The organism is Pseudarthrobacter sp. H2 (genome assembly GCF_050157045.1).
Classification (GTDB): domain Bacteria; phylum Actinomycetota; class Actinomycetes; order Actinomycetales; family Micrococcaceae; genus Arthrobacter.
In genome coordinates, this window is the sequence record NZ_CP189594.1 from 3,781,604 (window position 1) to 3,794,956 (window position 13,353).

The 13,353-nt window shown below is 69.5% G+C and carries 8 protein-coding genes, 1 pseudogene and 1 riboswitch; of the genes and pseudogenes, 7 read left to right on the forward strand and 2 right to left on the reverse strand.

The annotated features are described in order from the left end of the window. Nucleotide 1 precedes the first annotated feature (1 nt). From ACQCSZ_RS17525 to ACQCSZ_RS17540, 4 genes are all read left to right on the forward strand, one after another. Nucleotides 2–1,609, forward strand: coding sequence for a HAMP domain-containing sensor histidine kinase (locus ACQCSZ_RS17525; protein WP_427004966.1), 1,608 nt, complete (start codon nt 2–4; stop codon nt 1,607–1,609). A 145-nt stretch (nt 1,610–1,754) separates the two neighbouring features. Then, nucleotides 1,755–1,912: riboswitch (cyclic di-AMP (ydaO/yuaA leader) on the forward strand. Next, nucleotides 1,911–2,732: a hypothetical protein gene (locus ACQCSZ_RS17530; protein ID WP_427004967.1), complete on the forward strand. Its 822-nt coding sequence runs from the start codon at nt 1,911–1,913 to the stop codon at nt 2,730–2,732. (Overlaps the previous riboswitch by 2 nt.) Before the next feature lie 174 nt (nt 2,733–2,906). Then, nucleotides 2,907–3,377, forward strand: coding sequence for a hypothetical protein (locus ACQCSZ_RS17535; RefSeq protein WP_427004968.1), 471 nt, complete (start codon nt 2,907–2,909; stop codon nt 3,375–3,377). Between the two features lie 736 nt (nt 3,378–4,113). Then, the gene (locus ACQCSZ_RS17540) at nt 4,114–5,319 is read left to right on the forward strand and encodes an IS30 family transposase (protein ID WP_427008246.1); all 1,206 of its coding nucleotides are present in this window, start codon (nt 4,114–4,116) and stop codon (nt 5,317–5,319) included. A 77-nt stretch (nt 5,320–5,396) separates the two neighbouring features. Here the strand turns inward: ACQCSZ_RS17540 and ACQCSZ_RS17545 are convergent. Then, nucleotides 5,397–7,126, reverse strand: a pseudogene (locus ACQCSZ_RS17545) (IS1634 family transposase). Nucleotides 7,127–7,466: 340 nt separating this feature from the next. Between ACQCSZ_RS17545 and ACQCSZ_RS17550 the strand changes: the two are divergent. From ACQCSZ_RS17550 to ACQCSZ_RS17560, 3 genes are read left to right on the forward strand one after another with little or no spacing between them, the layout of a single operon-like run. After that, nucleotides 7,467–8,912 carry a glycosyltransferase gene (locus ACQCSZ_RS17550; protein WP_427004969.1) on the forward strand — a complete coding sequence of 482 codons (1,446 nt, stop codon included), beginning with the start codon at nt 7,467–7,469 and terminating at the stop codon, nt 8,910–8,912. Further along, nucleotides 8,913–10,931, forward strand: a complete 2,019-nt coding sequence (locus ACQCSZ_RS17555) for a glycosyltransferase family 39 protein (protein WP_427004970.1) — start codon at nt 8,913–8,915, stop codon at nt 10,929–10,931. A gap of 6 nt (nt 10,932–10,937) precedes the next feature. Then, nucleotides 10,938–12,926, forward strand: coding sequence for an ArnT family glycosyltransferase (locus ACQCSZ_RS17560; RefSeq protein ID WP_427004971.1), 1,989 nt, complete (start codon nt 10,938–10,940; stop codon nt 12,924–12,926). Between the two features lie 28 nt (nt 12,927–12,954). Here the strand turns inward: ACQCSZ_RS17560 and ACQCSZ_RS17565 are convergent, their stop codons facing one another. Further along, nucleotides 12,955–13,332: a glyoxalase superfamily protein gene (locus tag ACQCSZ_RS17565; RefSeq protein WP_427004972.1), complete on the reverse strand. Its 378-nt coding sequence runs from the start codon at nt 13,330–13,332 to the stop codon at nt 12,955–12,957. Nucleotides 13,333–13,353: the final 21 nt, after the last annotated feature.

Below are 13,353 nucleotides of genomic sequence, written 5' to 3' on the forward strand. Positions count from 1 at the left end.
GGTGCCCACCCTCTCCGGCGCCAGCCGCCCCCCGGGCCGAGACTGGCGCAACCCCTCCACCTGGCATCTGCGCACCCGTCTGGTCCTCGTTGCGATGGCCCTGCTCGTGGCCATCTGCGGCGCTGTCGGACTGTTCAGCTATGCCTCCATGGACCTCTTCCTCACCCGTCAGCTCGACACCCAGCTTGACCAGGCCTCCGGCCGCGCGCGGGAATTCGGCCGTCCGGCCCCGGGAAACACCGGGGTCGGCCGGCCGGATCCCCTCGAGGCGCGGGGCCAGGGCATCGGCACCCTCAACGCCCGGATCCTGGGCGGCGCGGTCAGCAGCGCCGGTTTCCTTGCCGAGGACGCCACCCGGAAGGGCCTGTCCCCCGACGACGGCCATGCCCTCCTCGCCCTGACGCCCAACGGCATCCCCGTGGACCGCACTCTCTCCGCCGGCGCCTACCGGCTGACCGCCGTGCAGGCACCCTACGGTGACGTGATCGTCACCGGGCTGCCGCTGGCCGACAAGCAGAACACCCTGACCTCACTGGTCTGGACCATGGTGGTGGTCTCCGCCGGCGGCCTCGTGCTGATCGGCCTCGCCGGGACCGCGCTGATCCGGCGGACCATGAAACCGCTTGAGCAGCTGTCCGAGGTGGCCACCAAGGTGTCCCGCCTCCCGCTCGACGCCGGCGAGGTGGCACTCGCGGTGCGGGTCCCGGCGTCGGCCGCCCATCCCGGAACGGAAGTGGGCAGCGTGGGCTACGCGCTGAACCAGATGCTGGAGAACGTCTCCAACGCGCTCGAGGCGCGGCAGGTCAGCGAGATGAAGGTGCGCCAGTTCGTGGCCGACGCCTCGCACGAGCTGCGCACCCCGCTGACCGCCATCCGCGGCTACACCGAGCTGATGCGGATGACCGAGCATTTCACGCCGGACGGGGAAAGATCCCTCGCGCGGGTGCAGAGCCAGTCCGTGCGGATGACCACCCTGGTGGAGGATCTGCTGCTGCTGGCGCGGCTGGACGAGGGCCAGCCGCTGAAGCTCAGCGACGTCGACCTCACGCAGCTGGCGATCGAGAGCGTCAGCGACGAGAAGGTCATGGCCCCGGACCGTGTCTGGCAACTGGAGCTCCCGGAAGAACCGGTGGTGGTGCGCGGCGATGCGACCCAGCTCCACCAGGTGCTGGCCAACCTGCTCTCGAATGCGCGCAAGCACACCACGCCCGGGACCACGGTGGTCACCGGCGTGATGCGTTCGGCGGACGGCAGCGCCGTGCTGACGGTGATGGACAACGGCAGCGGGATCGCGCCCGAGTTCATCGGCCGGGTCTTTGCCCGCTTCGCGCGGGCAGACGCGGCGCGGAAGAACCCGGCGGTCACGACGGCGGCACCCGCCAGGGCGGAGGCGGCCATCACGGCCGGGGCGCCGGGGAAGACGGCCGCGATGCCTGCCGGCGGGCCCCCTGCCACCGCGGTCTCGCCCACCGCCGAGGGGACCAGCGGGCTGGGGCTGTCCATCGTGCAGTCGATCGCGGAGGCCCACGGAGGTACCGTCGAGGTCACCTCCCGGCCGGGCCGCACGGAGTTCGCCGTGCGCTTTCCGCCGGCCCCGCCAGGCGGTTAACGAAAGCGCGGCGGGCGCAAGCCGACGCACCGCCGTCGTGGTTCCTGTTATCAAAATGTGACTTAAGCTCCCGGCTCCTGTACCGTTTTTAGGGTGCGGCCGCCATTGGGGCCGCATATCCGGACGGACGCCAAACTCTGCCGCTTCCCGGATTCCGCTGGACCAGGCAGAGGTGGGGAACCCAGGTCCCGGGCATTTTGCACGCATGCGCCCTTGGGGTGAAGCCGACACGTGAAATTCCGTGCGGCCGGACTTCCCATCCGAACCCGACAGCTAACTCCGCCGGCGTTGAGAGGCGATTATGACTGAATCCAAGGTACAAACGCGCCCCGAGGGCGCCTTACCCAAATCCCGTTCCACCCACTCGCGCCACCGCGCCGAACCGGCCCGGCCCGCTTCAGCACTGTCCCGTTTTGCCGCCGGAATCGGCTCCACCGGCCGCCGCGCTGCCGTCGTCACCGCGGCCGCCTGCGTGGTGCTGGTCGGAGTCAGCGCTGCCGTCCAGGCCTCCGACACCGCCGCCCCGAACGCCGGCACTCTGGCCTCCGAGGCGTCCCCCACGGCCGCAAATCCGCTGCCGAAGCTCAACTTCGAGAAGGCCCAGATCGCGGCGCAGCCTGCCACCGCAGCCGGAGGCAGCATCGCTCCCCAGTCCTCCGAAGTGAAGCCCGCGGAAACGCCGGCACCGGCACCGGTTCCAGCGGCGGCCCCTGCACCAGAACCGGCGGCGGCCCCGGCTCCGGCTCCTGCTCCGGCTCCCGCAGTGGCCCCGGCTCCCGCAGTGGCCCCGGCTCCCGCACCCCCTGTTGCCGTCGATGACCCCGCCGGGGCGCAGGCCTACGCCGCCGCCCAGCTCCCCGCCTACGGCTGGGCCGCCGGCGAGATGCAGTGCCTGACGAAGCTCTGGACCAAGGAGTCCGACTGGAAGACCACCGCCACCAACGCCAGCAGCGGCGCCTACGGTGTGGTCCAGTCCCTGCCGGCCGAAAAGATGGCGAGCGCCGGCGCTGACTATATGACGAACTACCGGACCCAGATCAACTGGGGCCTGGACTACGTCAAGGACCGCTACGGCTCCCCCTGCGGCGCGCTGAACTTCCACTACGCCCACAACTGGTACTAAGCCGGCAACAGCCAGCCGCTCAACCCGAGGCCCCGGATCCCCGTGATCCGGGGCCTCGGGTTTTCGCTTCCAAGGTTTTTGCAAGGTCCTGGAGGGAAGCTGGGGCACCGCCGCCTTCAATCGTCTTCCACGCGGCGCGCCCACTCCGGGCACAAAAAATCTAGGGAGCACAACATGAAAAAATGGGTAATTTCGACGGCTCTTGTTGCTGCGGCCCTCGCAGGAGCCAGCCCGGCCGCTGCGGCGCCACCGGAAGGGAAGGGCCCGCCGACGCCACCTGTTCCGGCTTCGGGGACCTTGACCAATTGCGGCTTTCCCGTCGACATACAGCTCACCGGTAAGGTCAAGAACATCACGAAGCCCAACGGCATAGTCATCAGCACGTCACCGGGCCTGAAGATAACACTGACGGCCAACGGCAAGACTCTCAATTACGTCATCACCGGCGTCAGCCGCTATGAATTCCTGAGCGACAGGATCGAAGTCACTTCCACGGGAAGGAACCTGCTCCTCCTCCCCTCCCCTGACGGCCTTTACCTGACGACCGGCAACGTCAACTATGCCCTCAACCTGGATTTCACGGAGTTGAGAAGATTCTCCGGATCGGGCACTGCAACCAACATCTGCCCGCTGCTCGCGCCCTGACGAAGTAGACCGCGGCGGCGGTGCACTTCCTTTAAGCCGAAGTTACGTCTGGCATGACGTGCGGAATCCCCGCGTTCTTCAGTTCTAGCGGTCGTTGCAACACCCCAGATTTTCGGGAGTTGCAACGACCTTGCCGTCTTCAAATCAAGAATCTTCTTTAAAGGGAAAATCGGGTCCTCCGCCCACGCCGTCACAGAAGAACACCTACAGGCGGTACTCGCAGGCCGAGAAGGATGAATTCTTCGCTGTGCTGGAGCGGCTGGAGTGTGCCGCCGCGGCGGCCAGAGAGCTCGGATTCAAGGCGGCAACGTGCCGCAAGTGGGTCCGGCAAGCAGGGATCCACCTCAAGTCGGGTGTGAAGGGTTCGGAACCCCGCCGGGAGTATACGCAGGCTCAGAAGGACGAGTTCTTCACGCTCCTGGACCGCCTCGGGAACGTCTCGGCTGCGGCTTCAGAGCTGGGGCTGAGCACCGCCGCCTGCTACGCCTGGGTCCACGAGACCGGAGCATTGCCTAAACGGGCAAGGAAGATCAAGGGGCCCAACCGGAAATACTCGCAGGCCCAGAAAGCCGAATTCTTCACTGTCCTGGATAGTGTCGGCAGCGTCACCGAAGCGGCCAGGCAGCTCGGCCTGAGCAAAGATACGTGTCATAACTGGGCCAAGGCCGCCGGCATCCGCAGTGTCCGCGTGACGGTGGGAAAACGCGAGGAGTTCTTCCGCCTGCGCGCAGCCGGGGTGGGCCGGCGTGAAGCAACAGCGGCCGTCGGTGTTGACCGTAAAACGGCCTTCATGTGGGATAACGGCATAGTCCAGGCCAAGGGGAAACTTGTTTACCCTGAGCCCGCTGCCGTCGACTATAAACGGGAGGTGACTACTGCGATTGCGCCTCCCGAGGCCACCGGCGGAACAACGAATGTTTCGATTCCCCAAACGGCACTGGAGAAGGTGATCGATCCCCGGTACCTGTCGCTGCGGGACCGCGAGAGGATCCGGGACATGAAGTCCCAGGGCTCCTCCATCAGGGCCGTGGCAGCGGCCCTGGGGCGCTCCCCGTCCTCGATCAGCCGCGAGGTTTCCCGCAACAGCCACCCGGTGCTCGGCTACCAGCCCTACGGCGCCCAGCGGGCCGCCGTGGCGCGCCGGTCGCGGCCCAAAACCAGTAAGCTGAGCGGCAACCGGCGGCTGCGGGATTTCGTGAAGGGCAAGCTGCTCACCCGGTGCTCGCCCGAACAGATCTCCCACTTGCTGATCAAGGATTTCCCCGATGACGAGCAGATGCGCGTGAGCCACGAAACGATCTACCAGGCCCTCTATCTCCAGGCCCGTGGCGGGCTCAAGCGCGAGGTCAAGGACGCCCTGCGCACCGGGCGCACCCGCCGCAAGGCCCACAAGAACCCGGAGGAACGCACCAGCCGCTTCCGGGACCCGATGATCAATATTTCCGAACGCCCGCCCGAGGTCGAAGACCGTGCGGTCCCGGGCCACTGGGAGGGGGATTTGATCACCGGCGCCTACAACCAGTCGGCGATCGCGACTCTCGTGGAACGCACCACACGGTACGTGATGCTGGTGCACCTGCCCACCGACCACAACGCCGAATCCGTGCGTGACGGGCTCATCGAGACCATGAGCGACCTGCCTGCACACCTGCGCGGCTCGCTCACTTGGGACCAGGGCGCGGAGATGGCCCTGCACAAGGCCTTTGGCATCGCCACGGACATGGATGTCTACTTCTGCGATCCGGGAAGCCCCTGGCAGCGCGGGTCCAACGAGAACACCAACGGGCTGCTGCGCCAGTACTTCCCCAAGGGAACCGACCTGAACGCCTACGGGCCCGAAGACCTCGAACACGTCGCCCAGGAACTCAACGCCCGCCCACGCAAAACGCTCGACTGGGATACCCCCGCCGAGCGCCTTCGTGATCTACTGGTAACCACCTAACCACCACAGGTGTTGCAACGATCCCCAGAATTCGCCGTTGGCGGGGATTCCGCTGTTTCCGGGGTTCCTCCTTCTGTCTACTTCAGGGTCAGCGGGAAGCTTTGGCCGATCAGGTCGAAGGCCTTGTGTTGGATGGGGGTGGGCACGGCCAGGGTGGGGATCAGGGGCGCGGTCTCCTCGGCGCCGTAGCGGATCTCGTTGCGGGTCAGGGTTCCCAGGTGGTCCAGCAGGGACCGGAAGCTGTGGGCGGGGTGTCCGTCTGGGGTGGTGCGCCGGCTTGCTTTGGTCTGCGCTGCGGCCGATCGTTTTGCGGGGGCGACGGGGTTCTCCGGTTCGGGGCGGTTTTCGTCGGTGAACGTCAGGGGTGCCCAGGCCCGGCGGAGGTGCCAGGTGAGGTAGGCGGCGAGCATGCAGATGAATACGTGGGCGCGGACCCGGGTTTCGGTGTGGTGGTGGATCGGGCGCAGGTCCAGGTCGATGGCCTTGATGGAGCGGAAGTCGCGTTCGACGTTGGCCAGGGACTTGTAGGTCGCGACGACTTGTCCGGCGTCCATGTGGGTGTCCTGGATGGTGGTGCGGATGATGTAGATTCCGTCCAGGGCCGCCTCGGCGGCGATTTGTTCCTCGTTGCGGGCGTACGCGAACGAGGTGTCGCCGATGGTCAGGGTGTAGTGCTTTTCCATCTTGTATCTGCCGACGACCTTGCCGGCGCGCACGCCGATCTTCCCGGCGTCTTTGAGCCGCCCGGCTTCGGCGGCGGCGGTGATTTTGGCCAGCTCCGTGTCGGTGGCTGCGAGCAGTGCGGTGCGTTTGCGGGCCCGTTCGGCGGCCAGGAGCGGGTTGCGGCAGGCGATGAGGCGTTCGCCCGGGTAGTCCGGGTGGGCGATCTCGGCCAGGTCCTGCTCGTCGAACAGGCTCATCTGCAGGGGCCCGTCGTCGGCGGCCAGGGCCTGGATGGCGGGGGCGCGCAGCGCGGTGACCCAGCCCAGTCCGCCGAGTTCCTTGAGCTGTTCGATCCGGGCGGAGGTGATCATGCCGCGGTCTCCGACCATCACCATGTCCGCCAGGCCGTAGCGGGTTTTGAAGTCCTTGGCGAGGGCCTCGAACGCGGCCGGGTCCGCGGTGTTCCCGGGCACGACACGCACCGAGACCGGCCGGCCCTCGGGGTCGGTGAGCAGACCGTACTCGATCTGCTCCAGACCTTCTTCTTCCCGTCGCGGGAGTAGCCGCGGGCCGCGAGCGGGCACTTGTGCCCGGTGACCCAGGACGAGGACAGGTCGAACAACGCGAGCCGGTCCGGGTTGGCCTCCGGGGACAGATGCCTTTTCGCCAGCGCCTTCTCGATGGTTTCCTGCCGGCCTGCGAGCCAGTCCATCGCGGCGTAGACCTCATCGGTCGTGGCGCCGGCGACTCCGAGGTCTTCGGCGAGGGTTGTGTCGGCCCACCAGCGGGTGGTCGCCAGCTTCGAACCGGGTCTGCAGACCCGGGCGATCACCAGGGCCAGGGCCAGGTCCCGCTGCCCGCAGGCCGGGCCGAGCAGAGCGGGAATGCCGAGGGCTTTGGCCTGGGCGAAGACCGCGGCGACGTGGCCGTGCGGCAGGGACCGGGTGATGGTGGCCACGGCGTCCGCGGGCACCAGGTGCCGGCCCTTGAGCCCGGCGTCGATGAAGTCGACCACATGCCCGGGCAGGGCCGAAAGGTTCGCGACCGTTTCGTTGCGGACCTTCCCGCCCTCGCGGTAGGTCCGGCGCAGGTACGCCGACCGGTATACGCGCTCCTGGCCATGCTTGTCCGTATGGGACTTCACAACTCTGACTACATGAACCGCGCCGCCTCGCTTCATCATAACAACATTTTAGAGTGCTTTTCCCTCACATTCGGGAAAGACACGACAACTATTCTGACTACGCGAAACCGTATAAAACGGGCCCCCCGCCCGGAAACTCAACGAATCCGGGCGAGAGACCCACGTAACTTCCGTTTAAGGATGGCGCACCGCCGCAGCTTTCCTGCCTTCAGAAGCCAGCATACGGAGGCCTCCGCCGGACCTGCACTTCCACTTGCACTTGCACTTGCACTTGCACTTGCACAGCTTGTCCACAGTTTGGCGCTAGAGCCCTCATAAGGGCCGGCGGCAAAGTTGAGGCATGACGTTCACAGACCAGGCCGCAGGAACCCTGCCGTTGTCCGGAGCGGCAGGCGGGCCGGCCCTCGACGCCGGACCGGCCACGCCCGCCGGCCCCGCCGCAGTGCTTATCGCCGGGCCGGGACCCCGGCGTTCCCCCGTCAATACGCGCACCGCCGTCCCCGTGCTGGATGTGACCATCCCGGTCTACAACGAGGAGCGGGACCTGGAAGCGTGCCTGCGCCGGCTGCATTCCCATCTGCTGGCCTCCTTCCCCCATGCCTTCCGGATCACCGTGGCGGACAACGCCAGCACCGACGGGACGCTGAAGACGGCAGAGCGCGTGGCGCGGGAACTCCGCGAGGTGACGGTGGTCCATCTGGCCGAAAAGGGCCGCGGAAACGCGCTGCGGCAGGTCTGGCTTGCCTCGCCCTCGCCTGTCCTGGCCTACATGGACGTGGACCTATCCACGGATCTGGCGGCGCTGGCGCCTCTGCTTGCCCCGCTGATTTCCGGGCACTCGGACCTCGCCGTCGGGACGCGGCTGACGCGCAGTTCCCGCGTCGTGCGGGGTCCCAAGCGCGAATTCATCTCCCGCAGCTACAACTTCCTGCTGCACTCGTTCATGGGCGCCCACTTCAGCGATGCCCAGTGCGGGTTCAAAGCCATCCGTGCCGACGTCGCGCGGCAGCTCCTCCCGCACACGCTGGACAATGCCTGGTTCTTCGACACCGAGCTGCTGGTGCTGGCCGAAAAGTGCGGGCTGCGCGTCCACGAGGTGCCGGTGGACTGGACCGACGACCCCGATTCCAGCGTCGACATCGTCCAGACGGCGGTGGCCGACCTGCGCGGCATGGCGCGGCTGAGCCGCGACCTCGTCTCGGGCCGCATCCCCGTCCCGGAACTGCGCGCCGCGCTCGCCCGCGGCCCCCTTCCGGCCGCCTCCCGGGCCCAGGAACAAAGCTCCGGCGGAAGCCTGTTCGGGCAACTGGTCCGCTTCGGCAGCATCGGGGTCGCGTCCACCCTGGCGTACCTCGTGATCTTCCTGTTGTGCCGCGGCCTGATGGACCCCCAGCTCGCCAACTTCCTCGCGCTGCTGACCACGGCGGTGGCCAATACCGCCGCCAACCGGCGCTTCACGTTCGGCATCCAGGGGCGCCACCAGGCGGGCCGCCACCACTTCGAGGGGCTGCTGGTATTCACCATCGGCCTGGCGCTCACCGCCGGCGCCCTCGCCATCGTGCACGGCAGCCCGGGCAGCCCGCCGGGCCCCTGGCTGGAGATCGTCACCGTGACCGCCGCGAACCTGGCCGCGACCGCGGTGAAATTCCTGCTCTTCCGGCTCGTGGTGTTCCGCCCCCGCGGCACCCGCGGCCCCCGCACGGCCTCGGCCGTCCGCAGTACCGCCGGCAGCACCGCCGCCAGCAGCACCGGCGCTTCCCGCTCCCGCACAGAAACGGCCCAGTAAATGACCGCCACGACCAGCACCCCCGCCGGGCCGGCCGCCGGAGCACCGGCAGGCTCCCCTGTCGCACCCCAATCGCAGGCCCCGTCCCCCGCCCCGGCCCACCCGGCCCAGCCTGCCCGGCCCAGCCGGCGTGAGCGGCTGCTGTTCGGCGCGCAGCCGCGCTGGGTCCGGCCCTCGGCAGCCCTGCTGCTGGCCCTCACGGCGTTGCTGTACCTGTGGAACCTGGAAGCCACCGGCTACGCCAACTCGTTCTACGCGGCGGCCATCCAGGCCGGCACCAAGGACTGGACCGCCCTGCTGTTCGGCTCCCTCGATGCAGGCAACGCGATCACCGTGGACAAGCCCCCGGCCGCGTTGTGGATCCCGGCGCTGGCGGGGCGGATCTTCGGATTCTCGGCGCTGAGCATGCTCATTCCACAGGCGCTCATGGGGGTCGCCGCCGTCGGCCTCCTCTACCTGTCGGTCAGGCGCGTGTCCGGCCCGGCGGCAGGCCTGCTGGCCGGCGGCGCCCTGGCGCTGACGCCGGTGGCGGCGCTCATGTTCCGCTTCAACAACCCGGACGCCCTGCTGACCCTGTGCCTGGTGCTGGCCGCCTACCTCACCACCCGCGCCATCGAGAAGGCCGGCTGGAAATGGCTGGCCGCGGCCGGCGCCGTGATCGGGCTGGCCTTCCTGGCCAAGATGCTGCAGGGATTCCTGATCGTGCCCGGGCTGGCGCTGGCGTACCTGTGGGCCGCCCCCGCCACGCTGGGCCGGCGCCTGCTGCACCTGCTGGGCGCGGCCGCCGGGATCGCCGTCGTCGCCGGGAGCTACATCGCCGTGTTCCAGCTGACCCCGGCGTCGGCCCGCCCCTACATGGCCGGCTCCGAAAACAACAGCTTCCTGGAGCTCACCTTCGGCTACAACGGCCTGGGCCGGATCACCGGTTCCGGCGGCGGCGGCATGCCCGGCGGCGGCGGCAACGCCGGCTTCGGCGGAGCAGCAGGGATCACGCGCATGTTCGGCACCAGTTTCGGCGGCGAGGTGTCCTGGCTGCTGCCCGCGGCCCTGATCCTGTTCGGCGCCGGGCTGTGGTTCACCCGGCGCGAGGCGCGGACCTCGACGACCCGCGCGGCCCTCCTGCTGTGGGGCGGCTGGCTGGCGGTCACCGCGCTGATCTTCAGCTTCATGAGCGGCACCGTGCACCCGTATTACGCCGTGGCCCTGGCTCCGGCGGTCGCAGCCCTGGTGGGCATCGGCTCGGTGGAACTGTGGCGGGGACGGGCCTACCTGCCGGCACGGATCGTCCTGGCCGCCACCGTGCTGGCCGGCTCGGCCTGGTCCGCCGTGCTCCTGGGCCGCGACCCCGCCTGGCTGCCCGGGCTCCGGGTGGTCGCCGTGGGCGTGGGCCTCCTGGCTGCCGTGGCCCTGCTGCTGCGGGCCGACAGCCTCCCGGGCCTCCCGGCCCGGTTCCGCACGGCAGCCGCGGCCGGCGTCGTGACCCTGTCGGCGCTGGCCGGCGGCCTGGGGACCGCCGCCTGGACGCTGGCGACGGCGGCGCAGCCGCACTCCGGTTCCATCCCCACTTCAGGACCTACAGCCTCGGCGATGGGCGGGACCCGGACAGCCGGCCGCCTCGGCGGCGCGCCCGGCGGTGCGGGCCCGGGCGGCGTGCCCGGCGGTACCGGCGGTACGCCCGGCGGCATGGGCGGCGAAAGCGCCTCGGCCGAGCTGACCGCGCTGCTCCGGTCCGCCGGGACGAAATGGTCCGCCATCGTCTCCGGCGCCACCCAGGCCGCGAACCTGGAACTCGCCTCGGGCACCAGCGTGATCGCGCTCGGCGGCTGGAACGGCGGGGATCCCTACCCCACCCTGGCCCAGTTCCAGGGGATGGTGGACCGCGGCGAGATCGGCTACTTCGTCTCCGGCGGCGGCATGGGCGGCGGCCGCGGCGGCAACTCCGAGGTGGCAGACTGGGTCGCGGCGAACTTCCAGGCCGAGACCGTGGGCGGCTCCACCGTCTACAGGCTCGGCGCGTAGGCCGCCATGACCGACACCCTGCGGCACCTGTCCTCCGCGGATTGGCAGAGGCGCGTCCCGCGGCTGGAACTGGCAGTGCTGCTGCTGGCCACCGGCGCCCTGTACCTGTGGAACCTCGGCGCCTCCGGCTGGGCCAACGCCTTCTACTCCGCCGCGGCCCAGGCGGGATCGCAGGACTGGACGGCCTGGTTTTTCGGCTCCTCCGACGCCGCCAACGCCATCACGGTGGACAAACCCCCGGCCTCGCTCTGGGTGATGGGCCTGTCCGTCAGGCTGTTCGGGCTCAATTCCTGGAGCATCCTCGTGCCGCAGGCGCTGATGGGGGTCGCGACGGTCTGGCTGGTCTACCTCGCCGTGCGCCGGGCCGCCGCACCGGCCACCGCGGACGCCGGGCTGGCCCACCGGGCCGGGCTCCTGGCCGGCGGGGTCATGGCCCTGACCCCGGTGGCCGTGCTCATGTTCCGCTTCAACAACCCGGACGCCCTGCTGGTGCTGCTCATGACCGCGGCCGCGTATGCCGTGCTCCGTTCCATCCAGGACGCCACCGCCGCGAAAGCTGCCCTGCGCTGGCTCCTGCTGGCCGGGGTGCTCCTGGGCTTCGGGTTCCTGGCGAAGCAGCTGCAGGTCCTGCTGGTGGTCCCGGGCTTCGCGGTGGCCTACCTGGTTGCCGGCCCGGCCGGTCCCGGCAGGCGCCTCCTGCACCTCCTGGCCGCCGGCGCGGCGCTGGCCGTCTCGGCGGGGTGGTGGCTGGCCGCCGTCGAGCTTTTCCCCGCGGACTCCCGGCCGTATATCGGCGGCTCGCAGAACAACTCCATCCTGGAACTGACGCTCGGCTACAACGGCCTGGGGCGGCTGAACGGCGCGGAGACCGGAAGCGTCGGCGGCGGCAACGGCTGGGGCACGCCCGGGCTTTTCCGGCTCTTCAACAGCGAGTTCGGCGGCCAGGTCGCGTGGCTGCTGCCGTCCGCGCTGCTGCTCGGCGCTGGCCTGTTGTGGCTCGGACGGCGGGCCCCGCGCACCGACGCCGTGCGGGCCTCCGTGATCGTCTGGGGCTCCTGGGTGGTGGTCACAGGCCTGACGTTCAGCCTCATGGCAGGCATCATCCACCCGTATTACATGGTGGCCCTGGCCCCCGGGATCGCAGGACTCGCGGGCCTGGGCGGCATCCTGCTCTGGCAGCGGCGCGCCCGGCCGGTGGCCGCCGCGGTCCTCGCCGGAGCACTCCTGGCCGCGGGCCTCCTGGCGTCGGAACTGCTGGGCCGCACCGCGGCGTTCCTGCCGTGGCTGCGCTGGGTGGTGCTTCTCGGGGCGATCGCCGGCGGCGTCCTGGTGCTGGCCGGCGCCGTGGTCCCCCGGCTCGCGGCGTCCGGCATCCTCACGCGGACGACGGCGGCACTCGCCGTCGCCGCCGCGCTCGCGGGCCCGCTGGCGTACTCGCTGGCCACCGCGGCAACGGCCCACAGCGGCGCGATCGTCAGTGCGGGACCGGCCGCCGCGGGCAGGGGCGGGGCCGGAATGCCGCCGGCGTTCGCCGGGCAGGGCAACCCTGGCGGCAACACCAACACCAACACCAACGTCAACGGCAACGCCAGCGCGGCGGGCCCAGTCCGTGGGCCGGGCGCGGGCGGAGGCGGCATGGGTGGCCTGCTGGGCGCCAGCACGCCGTCGTCCGCCCTGGTCACCGCGCTGAAGACGAACGCGGCGAACTACACCTGGGCTGCCGCCGTCGTCGGATCCAACAACGCCGCCGGATACCAGCTGGCGGCCGAGCTCCCGGTGATGGCCGTCGGCGGGTTCAACGGCACCGATCCTGCCCCGACGCTGGAGCAGTTCCGGCAGTTCGTGGCCGGGGGGAGGATCCACTACTTCATCGCGGGGCGGATGATGCAGGGCGGAACCGGATCGGACGCGGCGGCCCGGATCGGGGCGTGGGTGCAGGCGAATTTCACCGCGCAGACCGTGGGCGGCACCACCGTGTACGAGCTGGGACCCTGAGGCAGGGGCGGCGTCCGGCGGTGCGCGCCTAGCCGTTGGGCCGGTTGGGGATGTACTGCACCGCCCATTTGTTGCCGTCGGGATCAGCGAAATAGACGAAGTGTCCCCAGTCCTGGACGTCGACGTCGCTGACCTCCACGCCGGCGTCCTTGAGCTGTTTGTGCGCGGCCTGGATGTCGCTGACCACGAGCTGAAGGCTGGGGGCGGTGCCGGGAGGAGCATCGTTGAGGCCCTCCCCGATGGCAATCGAACAGCCGGAGCCGGGCGGGGTCAGCTGGACGAAGCGGATGCCGTCCATGGGCCGCTCGTCGTAGTCGGCGTTGAAGCCCACCTTGTTGACATAGAAGTCCTTGGCGCGGTCCACATCGGATACCGGGACGAAGACGAGTTCAAGTTTCCAGTCCATGGTGCACAGGCTAGCCGTGGA

Bases quoted from the DNA above. Each gene is read 5' to 3' on its own strand.
- ACQCSZ_RS17530 (WP_427004967.1), top strand. From the start codon at position 1,911: ATGACTGAATCCAAGGTACAAACGCGCCCCGAGGGCGCCTTACCCAAA.
- ACQCSZ_RS17535 (WP_427004968.1), top strand. From the start codon at position 2,907: ATGAAAAAATGGGTAATTTCGACGGCTCTTGTTGCTGCGGCCCTCGCA.
- ACQCSZ_RS17550 (WP_427004969.1), top strand. From the start codon at position 7,467: ATGACGTTCACAGACCAGGCCGCAGGAACCCTGCCGTTGTCCGGAGCG.
- ACQCSZ_RS17555 (WP_427004970.1), top strand. From the start codon at position 8,913: ATGACCGCCACGACCAGCACCCCCGCCGGGCCGGCCGCCGGAGCACCG.
- ACQCSZ_RS17560 (WP_427004971.1), top strand. From the start codon at position 10,938: ATGACCGACACCCTGCGGCACCTGTCCTCCGCGGATTGGCAGAGGCGC.
- ACQCSZ_RS17565 (WP_427004972.1), bottom strand. From the start codon at position 13,332: ATGGACTGGAAACTTGAACTCGTCTTCGTCCCGGTATCCGATGTGGAC.